The organism is Planctomycetota bacterium (assembly GCA_018242585.1).
Lineage (GTDB): Bacteria > Planctomycetota > Planctomycetia > Pirellulales > PNKZ01 > JAFEBQ01.
Genome location: JAFEBQ010000031.1, coordinates 1 through 13,242, shown reverse-complemented (window position 1 = coordinate 13,242; position 13,242 = coordinate 1). Strand labels below are relative to the sequence as shown.

Annotated in this window: 11 protein-coding genes and 1 pseudogene; 6 read left to right on the top strand and 6 right to left on the bottom strand. The window is 63.1% G+C overall.

Going from position 1 to position 13,242, the window contains the following annotated elements:
- Positions 1-88 precede the first annotated feature (88 nt).
- On the bottom strand, positions 89-1,486 hold the full coding sequence (hisD, locus tag JSS27_15520) for a histidinol dehydrogenase (GenBank protein MBS0210353.1): 1,398 nt from the start codon (positions 1,484-1,486) through the stop codon (positions 89-91).
- A gap of 234 nt (positions 1,487-1,720) precedes the next feature.
- On the opposite strand from hisD, the gene ltaE reads away from it, so the two are divergent.
- The 4 genes from ltaE (at position 1,721) to JSS27_15500 (ending at position 5,960) form a co-directional block, all read left to right on the top strand.
- On the top strand, positions 1,721-2,803 hold the full coding sequence (gene ltaE / locus JSS27_15515) for a low-specificity L-threonine aldolase (GenBank protein ID MBS0210352.1): 1,083 nt from the start codon (positions 1,721-1,723) through the stop codon (positions 2,801-2,803).
- A 6-nt stretch (positions 2,804-2,809) separates the two neighbouring features.
- Positions 2,810-3,589 carry a class II glutamine amidotransferase gene (locus tag JSS27_15510; protein ID MBS0210351.1) on the top strand — a complete coding sequence of 260 codons (780 nt, stop codon included), beginning with the start codon at positions 2,810-2,812 and terminating at the stop codon, positions 3,587-3,589.
- Positions 3,590-3,690: 101 nt separating this feature from the next.
- Entirely contained in the window at positions 3,691-5,073 is a 1,383-nt protein-coding gene (gene mgtE, locus JSS27_15505; protein MBS0210350.1) for a magnesium transporter, read from the top strand.
- 14 nt (positions 5,074-5,087) lie between these two features.
- Complete coding sequence (locus tag JSS27_15500; protein ID MBS0210349.1) at positions 5,088-5,960, top strand: NAD(P)H-hydrate dehydratase; 873 nt, start codon at positions 5,088-5,090, stop codon at positions 5,958-5,960.
- A 149-nt stretch (positions 5,961-6,109) separates the two neighbouring features.
- On the opposite strand, the gene JSS27_15495 is transcribed toward JSS27_15500, so the two are convergent.
- A complete protein-coding gene (locus JSS27_15495) occupies positions 6,110-7,693 on the bottom strand; it encodes a Ppx/GppA family phosphatase (GenBank protein MBS0210348.1) in 1,584 nt (527 codons plus the stop codon).
- Positions 7,694-7,961: 268 nt separating this feature from the next.
- Between JSS27_15495 and JSS27_15490 the strand changes: the two genes are divergently transcribed.
- Complete coding sequence (locus JSS27_15490; protein MBS0210347.1) at positions 7,962-8,879, top strand: bifunctional riboflavin kinase/FAD synthetase; 918 nt, start codon at positions 7,962-7,964, stop codon at positions 8,877-8,879.
- Between the two features lie 272 nt (positions 8,880-9,151).
- On the opposite strand, the gene JSS27_15485 is transcribed toward JSS27_15490, so the two are convergent.
- The 3 genes and pseudogenes from JSS27_15485 to JSS27_15475 form a co-directional block, all read right to left on the bottom strand.
- A complete protein-coding gene (locus JSS27_15485) occupies positions 9,152-10,030 on the bottom strand; it encodes an enoyl-ACP reductase (protein ID MBS0210346.1) in 879 nt (292 codons plus the stop codon).
- A gap of 244 nt (positions 10,031-10,274) precedes the next feature.
- Positions 10,275-10,769, bottom strand: a pseudogene (locus JSS27_15480) (restriction endonuclease).
- Between the two features lie 32 nt (positions 10,770-10,801).
- Positions 10,802-11,011: a helix-turn-helix transcriptional regulator gene (locus tag JSS27_15475; protein ID MBS0210345.1), complete on the bottom strand. Its 210-nt coding sequence runs from the start codon at positions 11,009-11,011 to the stop codon at positions 10,802-10,804.
- Positions 11,012-11,150: 139 nt separating this feature from the next.
- Between JSS27_15475 and JSS27_15470 the strand changes: the two genes are divergently transcribed.
- A complete protein-coding gene (locus JSS27_15470; protein ID MBS0210344.1) occupies positions 11,151-12,185 on the top strand; it encodes a site-specific DNA-methyltransferase in 1,035 nt (344 codons plus the stop codon).
- 10 nt (positions 12,186-12,195) lie between these two features.
- Here the strand turns inward: JSS27_15470 and JSS27_15465 are convergent, their stop codons facing one another.
- Complete coding sequence (locus tag JSS27_15465) at positions 12,196-12,885, bottom strand: DNA-3-methyladenine glycosylase 2 family protein (GenBank protein ID MBS0210343.1); 690 nt, start codon at positions 12,883-12,885, stop codon at positions 12,196-12,198.
- Positions 12,886-13,242: the final 357 nt, after the last annotated feature.

Here is a 13,242-nt window from a genome sequence, read left to right as displayed (position 1 = left end):
CGCCAGCCCAGGCACTTTTCTGTAGCCCAGGCCTAACTCCTCCGCTCCTCCGTGTCTCAGTGGCCAATCCTAGTCTCAGTGGCCAATCCTACTGAGTCGGCTTCTTGCCATTCCTGGCCGCCTTGGCCGCCACCAGGCGCACGTCCACGCTGGCTCGGTGCGCGGTCAGCCCTTCCAGGTCGGCCAGCTTTTGCACCAGCGGCGCGGCACAGATCAAATCGGCCGGCGTGTAGTGAATCACACTGGTGCGGCGGAGAAAGTCATTGGCGCACAGCCCGCTGGCAAACCGCGCCGTTCCACCCGTCGGCAAGACATGTGACGGCCCCGCGGCATAGTCGCCGACCGACACCGGGCTCCATTGTCCAATGAAAGCCGCGCCGGCGTGGCGGATTTGTTCGAGCATTTCGGCCGCGTTGTTCACGGCCAGGTGCAAATGCTCGGGCGCGATCTCGTCGGCCAGCGCCGTGGCCTGGTCCTGGTCACGCACCAGAATCAACGCGCCGAAGTCTTCGAGCGACTGCCTCGCCAATTGTCCGCGCTCAAGCTGGGCCAATTGCTGTTCAAGCTCCGCGCGGATGGCCGGAATCAACTCCGGCTCCCAGGTGATCAAAATGCTCGCGCCGGGGGCGTGCTCGGCCTGGGCAATCAGGTCGGCGGCCGCGAAGGCGGGTGGCGTGCTCTTGTCAGCCACCAGGACCACTTCGCTGGGACCGGCGATCGAGTCGATGTCGACGTCGCCATAGACGCATTTCTTGGCCAGCGCCACGAACAGGTTGCCGGGGCCGACGATCTTGTCGACCTGCGGCACGCCCGACACACCGTAAGCCAGCGCGGCAATCGCCTGCGCGCCACCCATTCGATACACCTCGGTCACGCCCAGCGCGTGACAGGTGGCCAACAACACCGGGCTGTAGGAACCGAACTTGGTTGGCGGCGCGACGACGGCGATCTCGCGCACGCCAGCCACTTGCGCCGGCACCACGGTCATCAGCGCGGTCGAGGGGTACGCCGCCGCTCCGCCGGGGACGCAAACTCCCACGCGGTCCAGCGGCAAATAACGCTGCCGCAGGTAGCCTCCTTCGATCGTCGGCACGCGGACATCGCCGTGCAGGATAGCCCGCTGGAACGTGCGGATGTTGTCGGCGACCTTGGCGATGGTTTCGAGCAGCCCCGGCGGCGCGGCCTGATAGGCGGCTTGCAGCTCGTCGGCCGACACGCGCAGCGTCTCGGGCGTGAGCTTGGCGCCGTCGAGCTTGGCCGTGTAGTCGAGCACCGCATCGAGACCTCGGTTACGGACGTCGTGACAGATCCGCTCGACCACCTCGACCGGGGTCAGCGGCGCGCCAAAGACGTCGATCGTCCGCTGGCGGCCCGCCTGGCTGACAATGTTCCCTTGCGGGCTCAAGCGGCGGCGTAAATCGCCAATGGCCGAGCGCAGGTCGTCGTGGTTGGCGTCAATCGTCTGGATGTTGAGCGTCGCTGTCATCGGGCGTGTTCCGCCGCCGGGTGGCGCCAAGATTAACAAGTGCGAAAGCTTCTATTGTCGCCACCGATCGGCCAATTCGCTAGGGCTCTTGTTCGCCGGAATCGGCTGGGTTAGAACCGATGTCAGGCCGCGAAAAAACCTGGGACAACACGTCGTACGCCGAGTCGCGCCGGCTCGAACGTGCGGTCCCGCCCCATTGCCCCTCGAATCCTTCAGAAAGCGCAGGCAACGAACATGGTCCGCTTGCCCGTCGATCTGCGGAGCGATACCACGACCCGACCGACGCAAGGGATGCGCGCCGCGATGGCGGCCGCCGAGGTGGGGGACGATGTCTGGGGGGAAGACCCAACGGTCATTCGCCTGCAACAACGGATTGCCGAACTGCTGGGGAAAGAGGCGGCGCTGTACGTGCCGTCGGGAACCATGTCGAACCAGATCGGCGTGCGACTGCACTGCCACCCCGGCGACGAGGTGATCCTCGATAGCGGCTGTCACATCTACAACCACGAGCAAGGGGGCGTGGCCCAGTTGTCGGGCGTGGCCACGCGAACCATCGACGGCGAGTGCGGGGTGATGCGGCTCGAACAACTGCAATCGCTGATCCGCCCCGACAATCAGCACTACGTTCGCACCCGCTTGATCTGCATCGAGAACACACACAACCGCGGCGGCGGCCGCGTGCAGCCGATCGAAGAGGTCGAGCGGATTTGCGCCTGGGCTCACGATCATAAGTTGGCCACCCACCTGGACGGAGCGCGATTGTTCAACGCGCACGTCGCCACGGGCGTGCCGCTCACTCAATTGGCCGCGCCGTTCGACACCGTGAGCGTGTGCTTTAGCAAGGGGCTCGGCGCGCCGGTCGGTTCGGCCATCTGCGGCCCGCACGACCTGATCGCCCGAGCGGTGCGGCATCGCAAGTTGTTCGGCGGGGCGATGCGCCAGGCGGGCATCTTGGCGGCCGGGGCGCTGTACGCCCTGGAACATCACGTCGAGCGATTGGCCGAAGATCATTACCGGGCCAAGCAACTGGCCGGCGTGGTCGAGCAGACCGAGGGGCTGTCGCTCCGCGGGGGGCCGGTCGAGACGAACATCGTGTTCATCGAAATCAATCCCAAGCTGGGAACCGCGCTGGAATTTGCCGCCGCCATGCGCGAGGCGGGCGTGTTCATCATGGTCGAGAACTCGCGCACGCTGCGGGCCGTGACCCACTTGGACATTTCGGACGACGACTTGAACCACGCCTGTCACGCCCTGCGGAACGCCGCCCGCGGCATCCGCTCGACGACCGTGCGCACCCCCGTCTCGGTGTACGGTTAGCACACGATGTGTCGTCATCTGGCCGTGATCGCGCGGCGGCCTTACCCGGCCGCTGGTTTGCTGCTCGACGATCCCAACGCGCTGCGCGTGCAGAGTATTTGCGATCGGCATGGCGATTGTCACAGCGACGGCTGGGGGCTCGGCTATTACGTGGCCGATCGTGTCGGCCCGCTGGTCATTCGCCGCCCGGCCGATGCCCGATTGGACCAGTCGTTCGCGGCCCGGGCACGTGAACTCGTCGCGCCGACGTGGATTGCCCACGTGCGGAATAGTTCGGTCGGTAGCGTTTCGGAAGCGAACTGCCACCCGTTCCGCCATGGTGCCTGGCTGTTCTCGCACAACGGGACGGTCACCAACTTCGACGTGATCGGTCCTCGGCTGGCGGCGATCGTGCCGGACGAGTTGCTGGCCCTACGTGGTGGCACAACTGACAGCGAGTTGATCTTTGTCCACGTGCTGGCCCGTTTGCAACGACTCGGCATCGACCTGACGCAGCCCGTCGGAGACGCGGGGCCGCTGGTCGATGCGCTGGTCGAGACGTTGCGCGACTTGGATCGTTGGTCGCGAGAATTCCCGCCCAATGAAAAGACCAAGTTCAATTTCTTGCTCACCGACGGCGTGGTCCTGGCGTCCAGCCGCTGGAACCACGACCTGCACTGGCGTCAAGAGCCCGAAGTCACCGTCGTGGCCAGCGAAGCGACCGGAATCGGTGCATGGCAAGAAGTCCCCGAACACAGTATTCTGGGCATAGACCGCGCGGGCCAAGCCCGGCTGGTCCGCTTGTAATCTTGCCGCCGCGCGCGATCGGCCCTAGGGGTTCGCGCCCGACCGTGGGATTGCGCGCTCGTCGTTTTCTTCTCGTCGTTCCCCGTTCCGAAGCTTCGCAGATGCGTCACCCGCTGTTGGCTCCCGATTTGCGCGAGCTCGTGCAAGAGTGCGACGCGGACTCGTTGCGCGAATTCTTTTCGCCGCATCACCCGGCCGAAGCGGCCGAGTTGCTTGATGACTTGGAGCCGAACGAGACGCTGTACGTCCTGAACTTGCTGGACGATCGGGCCCAGGCGGCGATCTTTTCGTATCTGGACCCGCCGCTGCAAGATGGCGTGGCCGCGCTGATGGAGCGCGGCTCGCTGGCCAAGCTGATCACGAATATGTCGCACGACGAGCGGGCCGACCTGGTCGAGCGACTGCCGCCCGAGCGCGTCGAGCAGATCATGCCGCTGTTGGCCCGGGCCGAGCGCGAAGACATTCGCTTGCTCACCGACCAGGACGAGGGGACCGCCGGCGCGGTGATGACCAGCGACTATGCGACGCTGTCCCCCGACCTGAGCGCGGCCGCGGCGATTGACAAGCTGCGCCACGAAGCCCCCGACCGCGAGACGATCTACTACTGCTACGTCATCGACGAGCAGCGGCGGCTGATCGGGTTCGTATCGCTCAAGGACTTGATCTTGGCGCCACCGGCGCGGCGCGTGGCCGATGTGATGCAGCGCGACGTGGTCTATGGCCGCGTCGACGAGGACCGCGAGCAGATCGCCCACAAGCTGGGCGAGTACGACTTGATCGCCTTGCCGATCATCGACGCCGACGACCGGATCGTGGGCATTGTCACGCACGACGACGTGCTGGACGTGATCGTTGACGAGGCGACCGAGGACGTGCAGCGCCTGGGTGGTATGACGCCGTTGGCAGAAGGCTACCTGGCGTCGTCGTTCTTCGAGCTGTGGAGCAAAAGAGCTTTTTGGTTGACGATTCTGTTTCTCGGCGGCTTCCTGACCACCTCAGCCCTGACCTACTTCGAGGACTTCTTCAAGAAGGTGCCGCCGCTGGTGCTGTTCATGCAGCTCATCCTCTCGGCCGGCGGCAATTGCGGCTCGCAATCGACCACGCTGATTACCCGTGCGCTCGCCCTGGGCGAGTTAACCCCGGCGGCCTGGTTCCGGGTCTTGTGGCATGAAGTGCTGATGGGCCTGTCGCTCGGTTGCGCGCTCAGCCTGGTCGGCTTTGCCCGCGTCTGGCTGACGCCCGAGAACGCCTTTCGCGGCCCGACGGGGGAGGAGATCGGCGTGTTGTTGATCGCCAAGATCGTGGCCATTGGCGTGGCGGTGGTCGTGGTGCTGGGCAATCTGGTCGGGGCGCTGTTGCCACTGCTGCTCAAGCGATTGGGCTTCGACCCGGCGTTGATGAGCAATCCGGTAGTCGCCAGCCTGGTCGACGCGACGGGCATCGTCACCTACTTTGCCATCGCCGGCCTGTTCATCCCGATGTAAGGGGGCACGACGTGATGACCGACACCTGGCCGCTGGCCCACTTGCCCCCGCGCGCCGCCGACAGTCACAAAGGGGACTACGGTCGCGTGCTGATCGTCGGCGGCTCGCGCGGCATGTACGGCGCGCCGGCCCTGGCGGGCATGGCGATGCTGCGCGGCGGAGCGGGGCTGGTGCAAGTCGCCACGCCGCGCGAGTGTCAGCCGGTCGTGGCCGGGTTCGAGCCGGCGTACATGACGGTTGGCCTGACCGCCGACAACGATGGACGCCTGGCTGAGGCGGCGATCGCCGAACTGGAAGCGCTTCGCGACTGGCCCGACGTGGTGGCCGTGGGGCCCGGGCTAGGTCGTTCAGTGGGCGTCGATCGCGTGGTGGCCGAGTTGTTCACCACTTGGACGCAGCCGATCGTCGTCGATGCCGACGGGTTGAATGCCCTGGCGCGGCAGCCCGAGTTGTTGAATCGCGCCGGTGGCCCGCGGATTCTCACGCCACACCCCGGCGAGTTTCAACGTCTGGCTGGTGCGGTTGGGCACAAACTGTCGAGTGCCATGAACTCACGCGCCGAACACGAGGCGGCGGCACAGCAGTTGGCCGGCCAGTGGGGCGTGGTGATCGTCCTCAAGGGGCATCACACCCTCGTGACCGACGGCACGCGCAGCGCGCACAACACGACGGGCAATCCGGGCATGGCGACCGGCGGCGCCGGGGACGTGCTGACGGGGTTGATCGCGGCGCTGGTTGGGCAGCATCTGGCACCGATCGATGCGGCGCGGCTGGCGGTTCACCTGCACGGCTTGGCTGGCGACGCGGCGGCCGCGGCGCTCGGACAAGTGTCACTGACCGCTGGCGATGTAGTACGTTACTTGCACACGGCCATTGCTCGCGCGTGATGAGTGCTGGGTGGCCCGGCCGCTCGACGGCCGGGTTGCGAAGCAACGAGAAGAACCGGTGGCGTCGCGCGTCCTTCTTGTCGCTGCGCGACCCAGCCGGCAAGCGGCTGGGCCACCCGATAGATGCGCAGCTCAATAAGGCTACGCGATTACGACGCGGCGCTGGCGGCCGCGGTCTCGCGCCATTCGATGTCCAGCTTCACGTCGAACGCCCGTTCTAGCGGGGCAGCGCGACGTCGCGCGGCCCAGAGATCGACCTCGGGCAAGCGATCAGCCACAACGTGCAGCTTCCAGTGGCGTCCTTCGGTCTCGAGGGCCACGCCGCGCACTTGCTGCATGTTGGCCCGGTCCAGGCCACCGGCCAGGCGCAGAATCGACGACAACCGCCGCACGCGCTGCTGATCGCGCGACGTCAGGACCGAGTAGTTGGCGTGCTTCTTCTTGGGTTCCGAGCCGCGATGGTAGCGGGCGATGTTCGCCACCAGTTCGAGTTCTTGCGGCTGAAAGCCCGGCAGGCGGCTGTTGAGAATCAGATAATAGCTGTGCTTGTGGTGCTTCTCGTAATTGATCAAGTAACCGACATCTTGCAGCCGCACCGCCGCCATCAACAGCGGGCGATCGGCCGGGTCGAGCAGCTTGCGCTCGGCCAGTTGATCGAAAACCTGTCCGGCCAGAAACGCCACATGCCGGGCGTGGGTCATCTCGACGCCGCAGTTGACGGCGAATTGCTCGATCGCCACGTCGCGCTCGGCCTGGCCGTTGGGGGCTGAGCCCAGCGACTGATCGATCATCGTCAGCAGCAGCCCGTCGCGCACGCCCCGGTCGTGGATCACCACGCGATTCAAGTCAAAGCGGTGCATGATCCGGTCGATGATCGTGATGCCCGAGACGATGATGTCGGCCCGATCGGGGCTCAGGCCCGGAATGCTGCGCCGCGCCTCGGCTGGAATCTTGCGCAGGCGATCGAGCAGGTGCCGCACCTCGGCCCGAGTCACTTCGGCGCCACGCAGCGGCAGACCAAGCTGCCCCTTGGACGCCATGACCATGTCGGCCAGCGCTGTGAATGTGCCGCCCGAGCCGATCAGTTGGTGCGGTTCGAGCAGCACCTTCTTGGTGTGCTTGCGAAGCTCGCGGTCGATCCCTTCGACCATCTTTTCGAACTGGTCGTGCGACATCGCCTGGGCCGCGCCATAGCGCTCGGCCATCCGCACCGCGCCCAGTGGCGTGGTACACAAGCTTTCAATCGCCGAGCCCGACGCCAGGATCAACTCGGTGCTGCCGCCCCCAATGTCGGCCACCGCGATGGGCTTGCCTTCCAGCGGGAAGCTGCGGGCCACGCTCAGGAACGCGAGCCGAGCTTCCTTCTCGCCGCTGATGACTTCGATGTCCAGGTCGAGTTCATTCTTGGCCCGGCCGACAAACTCGGGCCCGTCAATCGCCTCGCGCACCGCACAAGTGGCAATGCAGCGGAAGTCGCCGACCTGAAAGCCCGCCACGATCTGCTTCATTCGCCGCAGGGCTTCGATCGATTGTTCGACCGCTTGCGGGTCCAGGCGATTGGTCTCGGCCAGTTGACGACCCAGCCGGCTGGTGGTCTTTTCTTCGTCCAGAATCCGGTAGGTGCCGCCACGCAGCGCCTCGGCAATGACCAGCCGGATGCTGTTGGTGCCAATATCGATCGCGGCCAGGCGATGGCTCAGCTCGGGCGAGAGGAATATCTGCTTGTCTTCCATCGACCAGCGCAACCTAGGGTGGCAAGTACGCGCGCCGCGGCCACGTCCCTCGCTCGGCAAACCGTCGGCCGAAACCGTCGGCTTTCATTCGTTGCCAGGCCAGAATGTTTGGCGCGCTTGAGGCCCTCCTAGAATAGCACAAAACTCGGCCCCGTGTCGTTAGTTCCGCGCCAGCCGGTGGTATGCTAAAACCGGCGTCAGCGTAACGACTTTTTGCGGCCGCGAACCTTGGCCCGGCGCAGCCCGGGCGAACGAAAACACCGTGGAACTGATTCGCGCTTTTGACGTCCTGCCCGATCGGCTACGCGGCGGCGCTGTCAGCATTGGCAACTTCGACGGCGTTCACCGCGGCCACGCGGCGCTGATCGAGCGGCTGGTGGCCCACGCCCATCGCGCCGGCGGCCCGGCCGTGGTGTTTACGTTCGATCCGCATCCGGTTCGGCTGTTACGCCCCGAACATGCGCCGCCGCCGCTCACCTGGACCGATCGCAAGGCCGAACTGCTGGTCGAGCTGGGCGTCGACGCGATGATCGCCTACCCGACCGACGAGGCGCTGTTGGCGCTCGAAGCTCGGCAATTCTTCGACGACGTGATCTGTCGCCGTCTGGGGGCCAAGGCGCTGGTCGAGGGGCCGAACTTCTACTTCGGGCACGATCGCCGCGGCACGGTCGACTTGTTGGCGCAATGGACCAGCGAGCGAGGCATGATCCTGGAAGTGGTGCCGCCGCTGGTGCTCGATGGGCGAATGGTGTCCAGTTCGGTCGTTCGCAGCTTGATCGCCGCGGGCCAGTTGGACGAAGCCCGGCAGATGCTGACCCATCCCTATCGCATCCGCGGCATGGTCACCCACGGCGCGGGGCGCGGCACGAAGCTCGGCTTTGGCACGGCCAACCTCGAGGCGATCGATACGCTGCTGCCCGGGCCGGGCGTGTATGCCGGCATCGGTTACGTGAATCGCGAGCCGTGGCCAGCGGCGATCAACATTGGCCCGAACCCGACGTTCGGCGAAAAGGCGTTGAAGGTCGAGGTCCACCTGATCGGCTGGAGCGATCCGCTGTACGGGCAACCACTCGAGGTCGACTTCCTGGCACGCCTGCGCGACGTCCGCTCGTTCAAGAATGTGGAAGAGCTAAAGGCGCAACTCGCCGCGGATGTAGCGACGGCGAAGCGCATTGCGGAGAAATAGAATGCAATGAATTCGACCACGACGGCACGACGGACACGACGTCGGAAATGGCGAAGAATTTTGAACCGCAAAGACGCAAAGATCGCAAAGGAAAAGCAGCAGACTTAATCGCAGAGAGCGCAGGGAACGCGGAGTGGGATTTTGACTTCTTTTCTCCGCGACGCGCAGCGTCCTCTGCGATTCAAAATCTCTTTTGTCTTCTTCGCGCCCTTTGCGTCTTTGCGGTTCAACTTCCCCTCTGCGATTCCTCTGTGCCTCCGTGGTGAATAAACCTAAGCCGGAGCCCCGGGCTTGGCCGCGTCGAGCAGCCGGCCGGGCGAACCCATGATGTTGTAGCCGCCGTCGAGGTGCAGAATCTCGCCGGTGATGCCGGCCGACAGGTCCGACAACAGGAACCCGCCGGTCTTGCCGACTTCTTCGTGGTCGATGTTGCGGCCGATCGGCGCCATCAGCTCGTACAGCTTCTGCATATCGTCCACGCCGGCCGCGCTGCCGGCCAACGTGCGGACTGGGCCGGCGCTGACCGCGTTGACGCGCACGCCTTGCGGGCCCAGATCGTAGGCCAGGTACTTGACGATCGAATCGAGCGCGGCTTTGCAAACGCCCATTACGTTGTAGCCCGGCACCGCCTTCTCGCCACCAAAGTAAGTCAGCGTGAGGATCGAGGTGCCGTTCTTGCCACCCGACTTGCTAGCGCGGTCGTAAGGATCTTCCTTGAGGATCCCCGCCACGCGCGCGGCGTTCGCGACGGCAATCAGGCTGTAGGCGCTGATCTCCATGGCCAGGTTGAAACCATCGCGGCTAGTTTGCACGGTGTCGACCTTCAGATCGTCGAGCTTGGCATAAGCGATGGCGTGGACCAAAAAGTCGATCTTGCCGTACTCGGCGGCGGCGGCGGTCATGATCGCCTTGATGTCGTCGTCGCGCTGCACGTCCATCGGCCCGAGAATCTTGGCGTTCTGCGGGTACTTGTCGGTACACTTTGAAACCCGGAGACGATTCTTTTTCTTCTCGTCGTCTGGCCGGTCGGGCAAGTGCGAGAAGCCGCAGACGGCTCCTTGCTGCATGACGAATTCGGCGATGGCCCAAGCGAGCGAGCGATCGTTAGCGACGCCGAGAATCAAACCCTTTTTGCCGTCGAACAATCCCATGGACCAAATCTCCGTGGCTCAATGAACGCGAACCGCCAGCGCGGCGTGCGCGGCGCGTGATGACTGACGTGTGTAACGCTGACTGAAACGAGTGACCGGTTGACAAGGTTTCGACCGCCGGCAGACCAGCGGCCGAAACCGGCAGAATACCCGCCCAAAGCCGGGGACTCAACTATCGATGCACCTTGGCGGGTAGCACGCACAACAGGGTCGCAGCATACCTTCAACCAGATTTGCGAAATCGCTATTCTTGCGCAGGATAGATCTTCTTTCCTTGTTCTAGCACAAACTTCAACGGAATCTTGGGGTTGTTAATGTCCTTGCGATCACGATTCCATTTTATTTCCCAAGCAGCGAACAGCGATTCGAGCTTTCAAACCGGCATGTAATACACCGCCTCCAATTCAATGCCACGATAGACCGCAAAGATCCAGTCGACCTGCCGATATTTGGCGAGAATGACGGGGTTGAGATGGTGGTGAGTCGTGAAGCTGGAAACAACGTCTGCATTGAGCGTTTTCAGTTCATATTCTCGCCCCGTCTCATCAACCGCGTCGTTGCCTTCGCGTGATTGCAATAGCGTCAAGCCCGTTACTAGCGCCAACTGAAGATATTTGCCCCCGTTGTCTTGGAAGATATCTCGTATGCCATGCTTGTTGGCGAGCACCTGCAGCAGACGCAAATGCGGAAAAATCTTGTCGAGTTGGGCCTTATCGGCGTGCTGCTTAAACGCGGGAATGCGCCGTCGAGGAGACAAGCCGTAGCCCTCGTTCAGTCAGGAATGAGTCTTGTCATCGGCACGCCCAATGCCTTGGCAAGCTTCTCGATCGTCTCAAGGGTGACGTTGCGCTCGCCGCGTTCGACGCTGCTAATGTAAGTGCGGTGGAGCGCGGCTTTATCAGCCAAGCCCTCTTGCGAAAGGCCTCTGCTCTTTCGCACCTTGCGCAAATTGTCGCCGAATCGTGTATGGAGGCTGCTCACGCTGATTTACCACCAACTGCGGCCCGATCGGATTGACAATCAGTCTAAATGGGGGTAATTCATAGCTCTACAGACTGTGAGTTACGTGTCTGATGGTCTACATACCGCGATAGACTTCTCTGGTAAGGTGGTGGCAGATATGAAGCAGGCAGCACTGGTCAAGCGCCGGAGAATTCGTCGCGTGTCTCTGTCATGGGTTGAACTCTATCGAACCAATCTTGGCCAGATGATTGTCGGGCGATCGGAAGAGTACCTTTCGTCCTTGCCGGATGCGTCCGTCGATCTGGTGATGACCTCACCGCCATTCGCGTTGCTGCGGCAAAAGTCGTACGGCAACCTTAATCAAATCGATTACGTGGATTGGCTCGTCTCGTTTGGCCCACAAGTACATCGCGTGCTGAAAGAATCAGGCTCATTCGTGATTGACCTGGGCGGCGCATATCAGCGCGGCAAGCCCGTTCGATCGCTCTACAACTTCCGCGTCCTCTTGCGACTGTGCGATGGCCACGGCTTTCATCTGGCCGAAGAGTTCTTTTGGCACAACCCTGCGAAGTTGCCTTCGCCGATTGAGTGGGTTAATAAGCGCAAGATTCGGGCAAAAGATTCGGTCAACACTGTCTGGTGGCTTTCAAAGTCCGAGAATCCAAAGGCCGATGTGCGCAACGTCTTGACGCCATATAGCGATCGAATGAAAAAGCTGATTGAAGACCCCGAGAAGTTCTACAAGCCCAAAGGACGACCTTCGGGGCACGACATCAGCGCCAAGTTCGGCCGGGACAATGGCGGCGCCATCTGTTCGAATTTGCTCCAATATTCGAACACCGAAAGCAACTCGTTGCATATCCGCAATTGCAAAGCTTTCGGACTGGAACCGCACCCCGCCCGGTTTCCGAAAGCACTGCCTAAGTTCTTCATCGACTTCTTGACCGATGAAGGCGATATGGTCGTGGATATTTTTGCCGGTTCGAACACGACCGGCGCAGCGGCGGAAGACGCCAAACGCCACTGGATTGCCATTGATTGCGAACGTGATTATGCGATCGGTTCGGCCTTCCGATTCATGGAGGGGTGGTCAACCGAGAGGGTTGCCGAGTTTGTCGACGCCGCTAAAGCAGGCGTTAATGGACTTAGGGTCGCCGCGATGGAAGCGCAGCGCAGTTTGGCGGGCTTCTAAGAATCACGCCCTACCCGCGCTTCGTTTTTTTAGCACCATTCACCAGCGGGTTCACGGCCGGCTGTTCTTTCTTCTGATACACCTCGCACGCCCGCCACATGTACCAACTGGCCACCGAGCGGTACGGCCGCCAGCGTTCGCCGCGCTGCTTCAACTCCATCGGCGCCGGCAGCTCCTTCAGCCCGTAGGTCAACATGAACCCTTTGCGCACGCCCAGGTCGTGAGCCGGTAGCACATCGGGTCGCCCCAGCCGGAAGATCAACATCATCTCGACCGTCCACGGGCCAATGCCGCGCACCTGGACCAGTCGATCGACGATCTCCTGATCGGTCATCTTGCGCATGGCCACGAGCGACGGCACCGTGCCATCGAGCGTCTTGGTCGACAGATCGCGAATCGCCAGCAGCTTGTTCCGCGACAAGCCCGCCCCGCGCAACTGGGCGTCGGGCGCGGCCATGATCAGCTCGGGATGCGGCCCGCGCTCGTTCGACACGATGTTCGACAATCGTTCGTGAATGGTGGCGGCCGCCTTGCCCGACAGTTGTTGATAGACGATCGCCCGCAGCAGCGATTGAAACGGGTTGTGCAGCCGTTGCGGCTTCAGCGTGAACGGCCCGACCCGTTCGATCAGCTTGGCCAATCGCCGGTCGACGGCGGAAAGATGGTCGGTCGCGTGTTGTGGGTCAAAGGCCGGCGGCATCGGTCAAAGGCACCTGGCGGCGTGGGATCGTGCGGGATGGGAGGACACGGAACGATTACTCTAGCAAATGCGCCGGTCGTGACAGCGTCCCCGGCGGCCGGGAATTGCGATGAATCGCGCGCCTGGCGAGGTACGCCCTTGACGGACTGCGAATGCTGGGGCAGACTGGTATGTCCGGCACGGCGGCGAGTTTGCCGCTGGGCTGGGTGTGCCACGGTACGACGGCAGCGATTTCCTCCCACCGGCGGGATTCAACCGCGGGGTGTGATTTCCGCCGTTTGCCGCAGTATCCTTTGAGACACGACCCGGGCGATTAGCTCAGTTGGTTAGAGCACCAGCTCGACAAGCTGGGGGTCA

Excerpts from the sequence above, each read along its gene's own strand:
- JSS27_15500 (MBS0210349.1), top strand. The coding sequence starts at position 5,088 with ATGACCGACACCTGGCCGCTGGCCCACTTGCCCCCGCGCGCCGCCGAC.
- hisD (MBS0210353.1), bottom strand. The coding sequence starts at position 1,486 with ATGACAGCGACGCTCAACATCCAGACGATTGACGCCAACCACGACGAC.
- JSS27_15485 (MBS0210346.1), bottom strand. The coding sequence starts at position 10,030 with ATGGGATTGTTCGACGGCAAAAAGGGTTTGATTCTCGGCGTCGCTAAC.
- JSS27_15510 (MBS0210351.1), top strand. The coding sequence starts at position 2,810 with ATGTGTCGTCATCTGGCCGTGATCGCGCGGCGGCCTTACCCGGCCGCT.
- mgtE (MBS0210350.1), top strand. The coding sequence starts at position 3,691 with ATGCGTCACCCGCTGTTGGCTCCCGATTTGCGCGAGCTCGTGCAAGAG.
- JSS27_15470 (MBS0210344.1), top strand. The coding sequence starts at position 11,151 with ATGAAGCAGGCAGCACTGGTCAAGCGCCGGAGAATTCGTCGCGTGTCT.
- JSS27_15465 (MBS0210343.1), bottom strand. The coding sequence starts at position 12,885 with ATGCCGCCGGCCTTTGACCCACAACACGCGACCGACCATCTTTCCGCC.
- JSS27_15495 (MBS0210348.1), bottom strand. The coding sequence starts at position 7,693 with ATGGAAGACAAGCAGATATTCCTCTCGCCCGAGCTGAGCCATCGCCTG.
- ltaE (MBS0210352.1), top strand. The coding sequence starts at position 1,721 with ATGGTCCGCTTGCCCGTCGATCTGCGGAGCGATACCACGACCCGACCG.